Origin of the sequence: Flavobacterium potami, assembly GCF_020026915.1 — a bacterium.
Taxonomy (GTDB): Bacteria; Bacteroidota; Bacteroidia; order Flavobacteriales; family Flavobacteriaceae; genus Flavobacterium; species Flavobacterium potami.
The window spans coordinates 90,707-106,393 of sequence record NZ_JAINUY010000005.1 but is presented as its reverse complement, the minus strand read 5'-3'; the positions used below and the strand labels follow the sequence as shown (position 1 = coordinate 106,393).

Sequence of the window (15,687 nt, the reverse complement as noted above, 5' to 3'; positions counted from 1 at the left end):
AATTAACCAAAATTTTTAGAAAAATGAAATTGACAAAATTACTTATTTTTTGTTTTTCATCTTTATTGTTTTCATCTGTCGTATTCGCTCAGGATATTACGGTTGGTGGAACCGTTAATGATGAAAGTGGGTTACCCGTCCCAGGGGCAACAATTTTAATTAAGGGGACTAATAAAGCTACGGCTTCTGATTTTGATGGAAAATTTCAGATAAGTGCTCCTTCTAATGGAACCTTGACAATTAGTTTCGTTGGTTTTGAAACTTCTAACGAAGCAATAAATGGAAGAACTAAGCTTAATGTTGTGCTTAAAGGAGTATCTCAAAGTTTGAATGAGGTAGTTGTTATTGGTTACGGTACACAAAAGAAAGCATTAATTACGGGCGCTTCTTCAAACTTTAAAGGAGAAACATTACAGGAATTAAACACTGGTTCTGCAATGGAAGCGCTTCAAGGGATTGCTCCTGGTATTAGTATTACAAGAAACAGTGGTACACCAGGCGCAGGAACAAAAGTAACTATTCGTGGTATTGGTACGATTGGATCTTCAAATCCATTGTACATTGTTGATGGTGTTTCGGTTGGAGATATTGATTATCTGAGCCCTTCAGATATTGAGTCTCTAGATGTTCTTAAAGATGCTGCTTCTGCTGCTATTTACGGTTCCAGAGCTGCTAATGGAGTTGTATTAATTACAACTGTTAAAGGCCGCAAAGGAAGACCTGCTAAAATTAGTTATGATTCTTATTTTGGAATTCAAAACATTTACAAAAATCTGGATCCTTTAAACGCACAAGAATACATGTACATTATGGATGAAGGCCGTGTTAATGATGGTCTTGCACCAAATGACTGGAAAGCAATGCTAACTAATAATACTTGGTTAGAGACCAATTATCCAGGGGCAGGTACTCAACTAGGTAATGAAATTTGGGATAAACTTCAAAGCGGATGGCAAGGTACTAACTGGATCAATGAGATGTCTAAAAAAGACGCGCCAATAGTAAATCATACCCTAAATATTACTGGTGGAAGCGAGGATATTACATATTCATTAGGTTTTTCATATTTTGATCAGGATGGTATAATTGGAGGAAATATCATTGATGCAGGGTATAAAAGATTAACAGCAAGAATGAATACGCAAATGGTTTTGAAGAAAAATGAAAGCCATAGTATTATTACAGTTGGAGAAAATTTAACTTACACTAATATTCAAAAAAGAGATGTGTCAAATGGAAACATTTATGGAAACGATTTGCATAATGCTCTAACTCAAAACCCATTACAGCCTGCTTATTGGCAAGTTGCTAAAGATAGAAATATCAACGAATTCGGTTATACACCTACTTTAGACGGTCTGTCTACAGGACAAACTAATCCGTTGGCGGTTATGTATTACAGAAGTAACTACAATTATCCAAGAGATCATAAAATAACAGGAAACGTATTTGCAGAAATTGAACCAATTTCAAACCTTAGATTTAAAACAGTTTATGGTATTGATTCTTGGTTTGGTTACAGTAGATCAATGAATCCAACTTATCATTTAGGATTACTTTATAATGATTCAGTAGATGGTGCTTCACAATCTCAATATTTTGGTGCTAACTCTACGTGGACTAATACACTTTCTTACACTAAACAATTTGGAAATCACAACATAAACGCTGTAATTGGTACAGAGTTACTTCAAAATGTTGTGAATAATAACGTTTACGGTTCAAGAAACGGATTATTATTTCCAAACGATCCAAAGTATGCGTATTTAAATAATACTAAAAGTCCTAGTTCGGTAGCTGATATCAATACAACAGGATTTGACACTGCTGCAGGTGGAGGAGGTTTAATGTCTTATTTTGCAAGAGCTCAATATGATTATAAAGAAAAATATCTTTTATCAGCTGTTATACGTCGCGACGGTTCTTCAAATTTTGGAGATGGTCATAAATATGGTAATTTCCCTTCTGTATCTGCAGGTTGGGTTGTTACAAAAGAAGATTTTATGTCTAGTACATCAAAAACGCTTGATTTCTTGAAATTAAGAGCGAGCTGGGGACAAAATGGTAATCAATATACTGATTATGCATTCTACTACTCTTCTAATATTCAATATGCTTTTCCAGGTTACTTTTTTGGAGATACAAAACCAGTTTCTGGACAAACAGCTTATCCAGCAAAAATACCGAATCCTGAAGTTAGCTGGGAAACTTCTGAACAGTTAGACTTAGGATTTGATGCAAGTTTATTCAATTCAAGATTAGGAATCACATTTGATTGGTATAAGAAAACTACAAAAGACTGGCTAGTTTTGGGTGTATTACCAGGAACATCTGGTGCTGGAGCGCCTTATATTAATGGAGGTGATATTGAAAATAAAGGTTTTGAAGTATCTGTAAGCTGGAAAGATAAGATTGGTGATTTTAAATATGGTATTACTGTAAGCGGTGCAGCAAATAAAAATAAAGTTACAAAAGTTGCTAATGCTGATGGAATTATTCATGGACTTAGCCACGTATTATCTCAAGGAACTTCAGAAATTTCAAGAGCACAAGTTGGTTTCCCAATTGGTTATTTCTACGGTTTTAAAACAGCTGGAATTTTACAGAATCAACAAGAAGTTGATGCTTATGTTGGCCCAACAGGGCAACCTTATTTTGCTGATCAACGTCCTGGAGATGTTCGTTTTGTTGACCAAAATAATGATGGTGTAATTGATGAAAAAGATAAAGGATACCTAGGTGATCCAAATCCAGATTTTCAATTGGGTATTCAGTTAAATTTTGAATTTAAAAATGTTTACTTGAATACTACAATGGCAGGTAAATACGGAATGCAGGTTATGCAGTCTTACAGATCTTTTGCAGATAATCCGAAACAAAATTATACTTCAGATGTTTTTGATCGTTGGCACGGAGAAGGAACTTCAAACAAAATGCCTCGTTTAAGTTCTGTATCTAATAGAAACTCAAATTATATTTCTGATATATACATGCAAAATGCTGATTATTTGAGAATTAATAATGTGACGTTAGGTTACAATTTTAATGAAATATTAAAAGATGTTAAGTTTATGTCGAATCTAAAACTCTATGTTGCAGTGAATAATTTATACACATTCACTAAATACGACGGAATGGATCCAGAGGTTCGTTGGGGAGGAGATAATACAAATTATGGATGGGCTTCAGGAGTCGATCTTGGTTTGTATCCACAATCTAGAACAGTAATGTTTGGATTAAGCGCAGATTTTTAATATTAATACATTCAAAATGAAAAAACTAAAATATATAATAGCAATTTCAGCAATATTTGTCGCATCAAGTTGCGATGAGTATTTGGAGAACGAAAATCTTTCTGAAAAAAGTTTAGAAAGTTTCTATAAGTCACCAACAGATATTAACGAAGCAATGGCTGGTGTTTACAACGCTATTTACACATCAAATGTTCATAGTGAAGAACAAGTTGCAGCCAATTTGATGGATAATATGATGTTAGGTGGAGGAGGTCCTGACGATAAATCTGCCAAATGGGTTGATAATTTTGAAGATCCTGTAGAGGATACTTATCGTGATATGTGGGTACAGTCTTATAATGGAATTTCAAGAGCGAATGCCATTATAGAAAAAACAGCAGTGGCAGATTTTTCTAAATATTTTAATACTCCTGCAGAAGCTGAAGACTTTAAAAAGCAAGCAATTGGAGAAGCTTTGTTTATGAGAGCTTTCTTTTATTTCAGACTAGCGAAATTTTTTGGAGGAGTGCCTTTGATTGTAAAATATGATGGAGATAGATTTGTTGCGAGATCAACTTATACTGAAACATTTACGCAAATTGCTTCTGATTTGAAATTGGCTATTGAAACAATGCCAGCGACTCCAATTACCAGCATTCCAACATCTAGATATGGTCATGCAAACAAATGGGTTGCAGAAGCTTATATGGGACGTGTATTCTTGTTCTACACAGGATATATGACAAACATAGAGAAAAAAGCAACTACAGATTTACCACTTTTAGATGGAGGTACTTTAACAGGAACTCAGGTTGCAGCTTATTTGACTGATTGTATGAATAATAGTGGACATAAGTTAGCATCTGATTTTAGAAATCTTTGGGCATATTCTTATGTAAATAAAAGTGCAGGAAGCAACGTATTGCCTTGGGCTACAACCGAGGGCTTAGCATGGGTTGGACAAGATGGTATTAGCCCAACATTTGGAACTGGAAACTATGAGACAATGTTTGTACAAAGATTCTCTTTTGGTGACTGGGGATGGACAAATGGTAATATTTATACCAATAGAATGGCTTTGTTTAACTCTTTAAGAGGGAATTCATTAGCTCCTTTTGGAGAAGGATGGGGATGGTGCACTGTAAATCCAAAATTATATAGTGGTTGGGATGATCTTGATCCAAGAAAAAGAGGGTCTATACTTGAAGTTGGACGAGCAGATCAAGGAACAGATGGTTATGCAAAAGACAAAGGAGATCATGAAACTGGATATTTTAATAAAAAATATACTTCTCTTCAACACAACGATGGTACCGGAACAAACAAAGGTATGTTTGTGCAAATGTATGCTTGGCCAAATGCAGATATGCAGTTAATGCATGCACAGGATTTTATCTATATGCGTTTTGCAGATGTATTACTGATGCATTCTGAAATTACACAAACGCCAGACGGTATGAATGCCGTGCGAAATAGAGCAAAATTAGGGCCTGTAGGTTATACTTTGCAAGCTATTAAAGATGAGCGTCTTCATGAATTTGCGTTTGAAGCTTTACACTGGTTCGACTTGATTCGTTGGGGTGATGTTGATACTGCGTTTAATGATGTGATTCAGGTTAGAAACTCTGGTGTTGACGCTAATTACAGTGTAAAATACAGATCTGAAACTAAAGGTTTAGTTCCAATTCCTGAAACAGAAATGAGACTATTAAATGGAGTTTATACTCAAAATCCAGGTTGGTAATATTTAATAACCATTAATAATTAGAAAGATGAAAATTCATAATATAAAATATTTACTAATTGCTGTATTCATGCTGGCTTTTTCAGCGTGCGACCCAATTGTAGATGAAAAGCATTTAGAGAATTCTACTGATGTTGCGGGTGTTCAATTAAGCGCATCTCAAAGTCCTGCAGGAGGAAATAAGATTACCTTAAAAATGAGTAGTCCTGGAATTACTGGATATTGGGATTATAATTTAGGAAAAGCACTTACTAATGAAGTAACAGTTGTTTATCCAATTCCTGGTAAGTCAACTTTTACATTCGTAGGAACTTTAGGAGGGGAATTCTTTTCTAAAACAATAGATGTTCAGGTAGATAGACTTGATACACCATTAGAACAAGATTGGTATGATTTAGTAAGTACAAATACAGCTGCCGGAAAAACTTGGGTTTTTGACGGTGCTGCAGGTACAGGTGCAATGTATTGGTTTATGTCTCCTCCGGATAATCCTGATTCAGCTATGGGAGCATGGTGGAATGCGGGAGATTGTTGTCCTCCTCTTGATGTAGCTGGAAAAATGCATTTTGATTTAAATGGTGCTGCAAATTATAATCATTATCAAACCGCTACTGCAGCAGCAGAAAAAGGAAGCTTTGTATTAGATATTGCTAATAGAAAACTTATTATTAAAGATTCAAAAATTTTAGGATATGAGGCTGGTAATACGGCTAACGAATATACTATCATTACACTTACAGAAAGTAAATTAGTACTGTATGTGCCAAGAAGTTTGAAAGATCCTACAACTGGTTGGACATTTGTTTATAAACCACAATAAAAATTTCATGTTAGTTATTTTCGGAAAAGGAAGATTAAAAAATTCCTTTTTCGAATTTTCAAACATTTCTATTTTCATTTGATTTAATGAAATAGAGTAAGATTTAAACTATGGTTAGTTTAAGTTAAGTTTATTGCCTGGATAGCCCATAATTTCGATTATGGGCTATTGTTTTTTATATACTTCGTGGATTTAGAGTTTAGTTTTGATGTAAGACCTAACTATGAATCTTTTTAAGCTATAATTTGTCTTTTTACGGCTTTATTTGATATCTTTTCTGTTTTCGTTTGTAAAACCTTGCTTGTTCTTAGTTAAAGCTTTAAAATAAGCGTTTTAAAGTCTTGTTTCTGGCGATTATTCCGAACTTCTTCTAGCTAATGGTCAAATATTAGATTCTCAGCGCTTCTGTTTCTTTAATATCTTCATATAAGTTGCAATTAAACCATTGTTTGCATCTATTTTTTAATTCAATCCTTTTATAACTTATAAAGTAAATTTTTAGTTTCCAATTTCTAAATAATTTTTAGTCTACTTATAGCAGTCGAAATTAAGCTTAGAAGAAAGTTATTTCGGGAAAACTTGAAATTCTTTTTTGCTTAGACCATGAAAAATTCCAATATTTTATTGAAAAGAGTAATTGTAGGCACTTTTTCCTCTATTACGTCTTAAGATTTTGTTGTTTTTAATAATGAAATTGTAAGTCAATTCATTTTAAAATCAATAAAATAAGTATTTTCTTTCAGTAGATGAAATTAAAGATAATGTAAAAAAAAGCTCCTAAAAATATCATATTCTTTGTTTTTGTATTTGCTTAAATTTTCAATATAATATTTATGTAAATATCTGCTATATAAGGGTTTGTGTGTGGTTTAGCTTCACTATCACGTTGTAGTTTGAGTGTTTTAAAATAAATTACAACCTAATAATTTTGATGTAGTGTTTATTTTTAAAATTAACTTTTCTTTAGTACTATTATTTTTTTTGTTAAATTCTTTAAAAACAAATAATTACGTTTTTTTTGATGTGTTTTTATAATGCGTTTTTTTTTATTTTGATGTGTTTTTGTAATGATTTTTAAGTACGAAAAGTAAAAATTTAGTTTTAGTATTGCATCAAATTACTAATTAATTAACCAAAATTTTTAGAAAAATGAAATTAACAAAATTACTTGTTTTTTGTATTTCATCTTTGTTATTCTCGGTTATAGCTGTGGCTCAGGATGTCACAGTTAATGGAATAGTGAATGATGAAAATGGGTTGCCAGTTCCAGGTGCAACAGTTTTATTGAAAGGTACTACTAAATCGACCGCATCAGATTTTGACGGGAAGTTTCAAATGCAGGTGCCTTCAAACGGAACTTTAACAATTACTTTCATTGGTTATACTACAGTATCCGAAGCTGTAAATGGAAGAACAAAAATTTCAATTCAATTAAAACCAGAATCACAATCTTTAAATGAAGTTGTAGTTGTTGGATACGGTACTCAAAAGAAATCAGTTGTAACTGGAGCAATTTCTAGTGTTAAGGCTTCAGATTTAGAAGATTTGCCAATAACTAGAGTTGAACAATCTTTACAAGGTAGAGTTTCTGGGGTTACAATTGCTGCCAATGCAGGACAGCCGGGATCTTCTTCTACAATTAGAGTTAGAGGTATTACATCTTTTGGAAACAATGAACCATTATGGGTTGTAGATGGTGTAATCGTAGATTCTGGAGGAATTGGATACTTGAATCAATCTGATATTGCTTCTATGGAGGTTTTAAAAGATGCAGCATCTCAAGCCATCTACGGAGCAAGAGCAGCAGCGGGGGTTATCTTAATTACGACTAAAAAAGGTAGATCTGGTAAAATGAGTGTAAACTATAATGGCTACACTGGTTTTTCTAAAGCTGCAAGAAAATTAGATTTGTTGAATGCTACCGAGTATGCAACAATAATGAATGAAAGATACGCGAATGGATATACAATAGATCCTCAAAATCCATATAAATTGCCATATCAAAATCCATCATCTTATGGAGTTGGTACAAATTGGCAAGATGTAATCTTCAATGATAGTGCTCAAAAAACGGGACATGAATTAAGTTTGTCTGGAGGAAATGATATATCTACTTTTTATGTTTCTTTAGGATTATTAGATCAGGAAGGTATTGTTGCTACTCCAATATCAAATTACAACAGAAAAAATATCCGTTTAAACTCTACACACAAAATTGTAAAAGGCTTAACTTTTGGTCAGACTTTAGGTTATTCTCACGAGAAAAATGTTGGAATCGGAAATACAAATAACGAGTATGGTGGACCATTAAGTTCGGCAATCAATTTAGATCCACTTACGCCAGTTGTGGTTACTGACCCGACGGTTGCAAATCAATCACCATATACTCAGGATTACATTTTAAGAGATGCAAATGGAAATCCTTATGGGATTTCTCAAAAGGTAGTTCAGGAAATGAGTAACCCTTTAGCTTACATTCAAACTAGATTAGGTAATTACTCTTGGTCGGATAACTTTGTAGGTAATGCTTACTTAGAAGTAGAAGCGATTAAAGGGTTAAAATTCAGAACTACATTAGGAGGTAAATTATCGTATTGGGGATCAGATAGTTTTACGCCAGTATACTATTTCAACCCTTCTAGTATTAATGCGAAGAATAATTTAAGCAAAAATTCTAATAGAGGTTTTGGATGGAATATTGAAAACACTGTTTCATATACAAAACAAATTGCAGATCATAACTTTTCAGTTTTATTAGGACAAGGTGCATATGTTGATAATATTACATCTGGATCTACAGTTACTTATTTTAGTATACCATATACTAATTTTAATGATGCAACTTTCCCAAATGATCATCCTCAGGACAATATTACAGCTTCTGCTTCCAATGGTTTTCAACATAAAGTAACTTCATTGTTTGCAAGAGTAAATTATGATTACAAAGAAAAGTATCTACTTACAGGTATTGTTCGTCGTGATGGTTCTTCTCGTTTTGGTCAAAATAACAAATACGGAACTTTCCCATCATTCTCATTAGGATGGGTACCAAGTAAAGAAAATTTCTGGCCAGAAAACAAAGTGGTTACTCAGTTAAAGTTTAGAGGAGGATACGGAGTTACAGGTAGCGATGCTATTGGAGATTTCAAATACTTGGCAACTATTGGCTCAGGACGAAACTATACTATAGGAAACCAAGGTTCTGTAGTAGTTGGTAATAGTCCTAACGCACCAGCGAATCCAGATTTGAAATGGGAAGAAACAAGTCAAGCCAACGTAGGTTTCGATATTGCATTATTTAACGATTTGTCACTAACAACAGATTTTTATGTTAAAAAGTCTACAGGTATTTTACAAGATATCGATTTGCCTGGTCACGTTGGTAGTACTGGTAGACCTTCTGCAAACATTGCTGACATGACCAATAAAGGAGTAGACTTAGAACTTTCTTATCGTAAAAAAATTGGCCAAGTTGGTTTCGGTATAAGTGGAAATATTTCTTACTTAGAAAATGAGGTGACTAATTTAGGAAAAGACATTGATTTTATTTCTGGAGATGCATCTTTCCAAAATATGGGTGCAGTAACAAGAACACAAGTAGGACAATCTTACAATTCTTTTTACGGATATAGAACACAAGGAATCTTTCAAAATCAAGCTGAAATCAATGCTTACACAAATGCTGCAGGCGGTTTAATTCAGCCGAATGCAAGACCAGGAGATTTCAGATGGCAAGATACTAATGGTGATGGAACAATCTCAGACGATGATAAAACCTTTATCGGAAGTCCGCTTCCAAAATATACTTATGGTATAACGCTTAATTTAGATTACAAAAACTTTGATTTATTAATTTTTACTCAAGGAGCAATTGGAAACAAGATTTTTCAAGGACTTCGTCGTCTAGATATTACAGATGCCAATTATCAAACTTCGGTTTTAGGTCGTTGGACAGGAGAAGGTTCTACTAATTCTTATCCAATTGTATCTACAGTAGATAATAATAAAAACTTCTCGAACGCTTCTGATTTTTATTTAGAAGATGGGGATTACTGGAGAATCAAAACAGTTCAATTTGGATACAATCTTCCAAGTGATGTGGTTTCAAAAGGAGGTCTTTCAAAAGCTAGACTTTATATAACAGGAGAAAATTTATTGACATTTACAAAATACAGTGGTTACGATCCTGAAATTGGAGGAGGAGTTCTTGGTATTGATAAAGGATACTATCCACAAGCTAGAACTTTAATGTTAGGGGTTAATTTACAATTTTAAAATTAGAGATTATGAAAATTAAAAATATAAGATATTCATTCGTCGCAGTTGGATTGTTGCTTCTAAGCTCATCTTGCGGTGAGGATTTTTTAACAGTTGATCCAAAAGGTCTTCCGTTGGTAGACAATTATTATAGAGATGAATCAGAAGCATTCTCAGGTTTAGTGGCGGCTTATGATATCATGGGAAAACAATCAAAAGGTTTTGAAAATATGATTACCATGCTAAATGCTGGTTCAGATGATTTTTATGCTGGAGGTGGAGGACCTGGAGACGGAGCAGGTATCCATGGTTTTGACAATTATAAATTAGACAAAATCATCATGCCTAGAAGTTATTGGGGAGATTTTTTCCAAGGAATTGCCAGAGCAAATATTTTACTTTTAAAATTGCCAGATGTAAATATGTCTGAAGCAAAAAAAATACGTTTTGCAGCTGAAGCAAAAGCATTAAGAGGTTATTACTATTTTGAATTGGTGAGAACTTTCAGAAATTTACCATTAATTCTAACTCCGATTTCACCAGCTGAAGGATACAATGTAACCCAAGTTGCTCCGGAAGAAATTTATGCACAAATTGAGAAAGATTTAATTGAAGCAAAAGCTGCTCTGCCAAATACAATAGACGTTGCAACAGAAGGTGGACGTTTTTCTAAAGGTTCTGTTCAGGCATTATTAGGAAAAGTGTATTTATATGAAGGAAAAAATGCTTTAGCAGCAGCAGAATTTGCTGAAGTAAATGGAACTCCAGGCGGTACAAGTATGTATGGTTATAAATTACTTGCCAAATTTTCTGACTTATGGGTAATTAGCAACAAATTTAACTCTGAAGCCATTATCGAAATTATGCATACTGATAAAAGTAATGCAGATTGGGGATTCTGGGGCGGTGGAGCTGATGAAGGTAACTCTGTAAATATTATGGTTGGTCCACGTGGATTCGAAAGATCATCTAATGCAATACCAGATTATGTTTCTGGATGGAGCTTTAATCCTGTAACTCCTAGTTTATACAATGCAATGAAAGGAGACCCACGTTTTGAATCTACAATTTTTGATGTACTTCCTTTAGTTGCATCAGGAGCTGCCAAATATGCAAAAGGAGATCAAGACACAGGGTATTTCTTAAAGAAATTTATGCCTTTAAATTCTGATACTACAGAAGGTGGTGGAGCTACGGCTTTAAATTACAAACAAGATACTTATGCTATTCGTTTGGCTGATACTTATCTAATGGAAGCAGAAGCTTTAGGCGGAACTGGAGCGAGAGCACAAGCTTTATTAGATGCTGTACGTGCTAGAGTTGGTTTAGCTTCTGTACCGGTTTCTTTGGATGCTATTGCTAACGAAAGAAGATTAGAACTTGCAGGAGAAGGACACCGTTGGTTCGATTTAGTAAGAACTGGACAAGCAGCAACTGTTCTTGCTAGTAGCGGATTTGTGGCTGGTAAAAATGAAATTTGGCCAATTCCACAGAAAGATTTAGAAAACACTAAACTTGTTCAAAATCCTAATTACTAATAGTTAATAAAATATCATATGAAAATAAATTTAGACAAAAAACAAAGATTTTTATTATTGTTTTTTATGGCAGCTGTGTTAGGTTTTACAAGCTGTCAACCAGATGATTCTTTTGATGATAATGGGTTGACCAACAACAATGTTGATGCATCTTTTGATATCGTTCCTGTTGAGGGTAAAGTAAATACGTATAATCTGGTTGCAAAAACGAATGTAGTTTTAAAATCAATCTGGAATACAGGAAACGGAGATTATGTTGGAAAAGGTGTGCAAGAAGTTTCTTTTCCTGATGCAGGCACTTACACGATTACGCAAACGGCTATTGGAGCTGGAGGAGGTACAGGTACTGCTTCTAAAGATTTAGTAGTAGCTACAACAGATCCTTTGAAAGGGAATTTAGTTCAAGGTGGTTCTTTTTCAACTGCTGCAGATCAGGCAAAATGGACCGTACTAAATCTTAGTGCTTCAGGTGCGGCTTTTTGGTCTTATCAAAATAACAGCGCAACGCTTCACTCTCCAGGAGGATGGGCGCAAGAAGGAATTTATCAAGCAATCGATGTTGTAAAAGATAAAGAATATACAATAGACATGAAAGTTTCGGCTTTAAGTGGTTCTGACGAAACTTGGTTTGAGGTATATGCTGGTAAATCATTTCCACAACCTGGTGTTGAATACAAAGACAATAAAGTAATGGGATTAAGTACTTGGGACGGTTGTGCTAAAGGAGCTTTCTCAGGAATGCTTTCTGCTGTTGGATGTGTTAAAAACGACAAAACAGGAACAGTTTCTAACGTAGTTAAATTCGCTGAGACAGGAAAAATCTACTTATTAATCCGTTGTGGTGGTAATAAGTTTACAAAAGATGGAATTACAGTTTCAAAAATTGAATTCCGAGGAAAATAAAGAGTTAAGTTAAGTTTAAGTTTAAGTTTGGTTGTAAATAGCCCATAATCATTATGAGTATGGGCTATTTTTTAAATTCTTTAGGAGATAAAAACTCAGTTTTAGATTACACCAAAACTTCTGTTAAACAATAATAATTGGAAGCGAATGAAAAAAAATAGTCTAAAAATTTTATGCTTTTTGTTTTCCGTTGCAGCTATTGCACAACAGCCAAAAACAAAAAAAGAATTTACAACAAGTGGTAAAAAGATAACCGTTTATACCACGGCAGAAAACTCAAAGTTGCGATTAGCGTCTACGGATAATTTAACTTTTTCTGCAGCAAAACAACCTCTGGAAACAGAAACTTCTGTTTTTGTTCAGCCAGCCAAAAAGTTTCAAACTTTTATGGGAATTGGAGGTGCCATTACAGATGCAAGTGCCGAAATATTTGCCAAACTTTCAAAAGAAAAACAAGCAGAATTTTTAAATGCTTATTACGATACACAAAAAGGAATTGGCTATTCTTTGCTAAGAACAACGATTCAGAGTTCTGATTTTAGCAGTGGAAGCTATTCTTATATCGAAGAAGGAGACAAAGATCTGAAAACTTTTTCTATAGATCATGACAGGCAATATCGTATTCCTTTAATAAAACAAGTGATTCAGAAAGCAGGTGGAAAACTGACCACTTACGTTGCACCTTGGTCGCCAAATGCTTTTATGAAGAGCAATAAAAATGTTCTTAAAGGCGGAACTTTACTTCCGGAATACTACCAAACTTGGGCAAATTTTTATGCTAAGTTTATAAAAGCATACGAAAAAGAAGGAATTCCGATTTGGGGAACTTCTACTCAAAATGAACCAATGGCGGTTCAGACTTGGGAGTCATGCATTTATACCGCTGAAGCGGAAAGAGATTTTATCAAAAATTATCTTGGCCCAACTTTGAAAAAAGAAAACCTAGGAGATAAAAAAATCATTGTTTGGGATCATAATCGTGATTTAATGAATTATCGTGCCAATGTAATTTACTCAGATCCGGAAGCTGCAAAATATGTTTGGGGAATGGGATTTCACTGGTATGAAACTTGGTCTGGCGGTGCAGCAATGTTTGATAATGTAGCCAAAGTAAATGAAGCTTATCCAGACAAAAAACTGATGTTTACGGAAGGATGTGTCGAGAAATTTGATGCGGCTAAATATCAATTCTGGGGCAATGCTGAACGTTACGGAATCAATATGATTCACGATTTTAATAACGGAACTGTAGCCTGGACAGATTGGAATATTCTATTAGACCAAAATGGAGGTCCAAATCATGTTGGGAATTTCTGTTTTGCACCAATTCATGCTGATACAACAACAGGTGAATTAATTTATACACCATCGTTTTATTATATCGGACATTTTTCAAAATTTATTCGCTTAAATGCAGTAAGAGTAAGTACTGCAGTGAGCAGAAGCGCTTTATTAAGTACTTCTTTTTTAAACACAGATGGAACTATGGCGACTATTGTCATGAACCAATCTGCAAATGAGCTTACTTATAATTTGATTATTGGAGCTGAGAAGGCAGAAGTTAAAATTCCGCCACATGCTATACAAACGCTTGTTTATTAATATTTTGTAGTAAAGTAATGAAGAGGACTAATTTGAATCATCCATTTTGGTCTTCTCTTACTTTTAAATTTAAAACTGTTTTTCTAAACAATATGAAAACAAAAACTCGAATATTTCTATCAGCCTTTATCTTAATACAATTAAGTTGTTTTACTTCAAAAGTGACAGCTCAAAAAAATAATGCTTCTTCACAAAAAAACAATAAAATAAAGGTTTTTACTACTGCCGAAAATACTAATTTGAAATTGTCATTATCGAATGATTTTATTTCAAATAACAACACTACACAACAAAAATCTACAGTATCTATAATCGTAAATGTTGAAAAAACAGATCAGACTTTTATCGGAATTGGGGGCGCAATTACAGACGCCAGCGCAGAAGTTTTTGCAAAATTATCACCAAAAAAGCAGCAGGAATTCCTGAATGCCTACTACGATAAAAATAAAGGAATCGGTTATTCTTTGGCAAGAACTAATATTCACAGTTGCGATTTCAGCAGTGATAGTTATACCTATGTTGCTGAAGGAGACAAAGATTTAAAAACGTTCAATATAGACCACGATCGAAAATATAGAATTCCGTTAATCAAAAAGGCAATTAAAACTGCTGGCGGAAAACTAACATTATTTGCCAGTCCATGGAGTCCCCCAGCTTTCATGAAAGACAATAATGATATTTTGCACGGTGGCGTTTTATTGCCCGAGTTTGCACCAGCTTGGGCTTTATATTATACTAAATTTATTAAAGCATACGAAAAAGAGGGGATTCCAATTTGGGGATTAACCATACAGAATGAACCAATGGCGAAACAAAGATGGGAATCTTGTATCTACTCGCCTGAAGCAGAAAGAGATTTTCTTAAAAATCATTTAGGGCCAACTTTAGAAAAAGAAGGATTAGGTTCTAAAAACGTTATTATTTGGGATCACAACAGAGGAGATATGTTAGAAAAACGCGCCAATCTTGTTTTCTCTGATCCTGAAGTTTCTAAATATGCGTGGGGAATCGGATTTCATTGGTACGAAACATGGCATGGCGGACCACCTCAATTTGAATCTGTTGGAAAAGTTCACGAAGCGTTTTCAAACAAAAACCTAATATTTACAGAAGGTTGTATTGAAAAATTTGATGCAACTAAGTATCAATTTTGGGGTAATGCAGAACGTTACGGCCTCAATATGATTAGCGATTTTAATAATGGAACTGTTGCTTGGACTGACTGGAATATTCTTTTAGACCAAAATGGCGGTCCAAATCATGTTGGCAATTTTTGTTTTGCTCCAATTCACGCAGACACCACAAAAGATGAATTAATTTATACACCGATGTATTATTATATTGGTCATTTCTCAAAATTCATAAGACCAAATGCAAAAAGAATATTTGAATCCACAACTGATAAATCTCTATTAAGTACTTCTTTCAAAAATTCAGACGGACAATTGATTACCATTGTTATGAATCAATCTGAAAAAGAGATTGTTTATTCTTTAGAAAATCAAAACTCAAAAAATACAATAACTATTCCTGCACATGCAATTCAAACTATAGTGTATTAATTGTGCAACTAACTAAAAACCACAAAAA

The 15,687-nt window shown here is 34.0% G+C and carries 8 protein-coding genes; all 8 read left to right on the top strand.

Annotation, left to right across the window (positions count from 1 at the left end; genetic code table 11):
- Window positions 1–23: 23 nt before the first annotated feature.
- The 8 genes from K6T82_RS15375 (at window position 24) to K6T82_RS15340 (ending at window position 15,659) form a co-directional block, all read left to right on the top strand.
- On the top strand, window positions 24–3,254 hold the full coding sequence (locus K6T82_RS15375; protein WP_223707299.1) for a SusC/RagA family TonB-linked outer membrane protein: 3,231 nt from the start codon (window positions 24–26) through the stop codon (window positions 3,252–3,254).
- Window positions 3,255–3,270: 16 nt separating this feature from the next.
- Window positions 3,271–4,977, top strand: a complete 1,707-nt coding sequence (locus K6T82_RS15370; RefSeq protein WP_223707297.1) for a RagB/SusD family nutrient uptake outer membrane protein — start codon at window positions 3,271–3,273, stop codon at window positions 4,975–4,977.
- Window positions 4,978–5,005: 28 nt separating this feature from the next.
- On the top strand, window positions 5,006–5,797 hold the full coding sequence (locus K6T82_RS15365; protein ID WP_223707295.1) for a hypothetical protein: 792 nt from the start codon (window positions 5,006–5,008) through the stop codon (window positions 5,795–5,797).
- Window positions 5,798–6,946: 1,149 nt separating this feature from the next.
- Window positions 6,947–10,072, top strand: coding sequence for a SusC/RagA family TonB-linked outer membrane protein (locus tag K6T82_RS15360; protein ID WP_223707293.1), 3,126 nt, complete (start codon window positions 6,947–6,949; stop codon window positions 10,070–10,072).
- A gap of 11 nt (window positions 10,073–10,083) precedes the next feature.
- Complete coding sequence (locus K6T82_RS15355; RefSeq protein WP_223707291.1) at window positions 10,084–11,592, top strand: RagB/SusD family nutrient uptake outer membrane protein; 1,509 nt, start codon at window positions 10,084–10,086, stop codon at window positions 11,590–11,592.
- A gap of 18 nt (window positions 11,593–11,610) precedes the next feature.
- On the top strand, window positions 11,611–12,495 hold the full coding sequence (locus K6T82_RS15350; protein WP_223707289.1) for a hypothetical protein: 885 nt from the start codon (window positions 11,611–11,613) through the stop codon (window positions 12,493–12,495).
- A 147-nt stretch (window positions 12,496–12,642) separates the two neighbouring features.
- A complete protein-coding gene (locus tag K6T82_RS15345; RefSeq protein ID WP_223707287.1) occupies window positions 12,643–14,097 on the top strand; it encodes a glycoside hydrolase family 30 protein in 1,455 nt (484 codons plus the stop codon).
- A gap of 92 nt (window positions 14,098–14,189) precedes the next feature.
- A complete protein-coding gene (locus tag K6T82_RS15340) occupies window positions 14,190–15,659 on the top strand; it encodes a glycoside hydrolase family 30 protein (protein ID WP_223707285.1) in 1,470 nt (489 codons plus the stop codon).
- Window positions 15,660–15,687 lie beyond the last annotated feature (28 nt).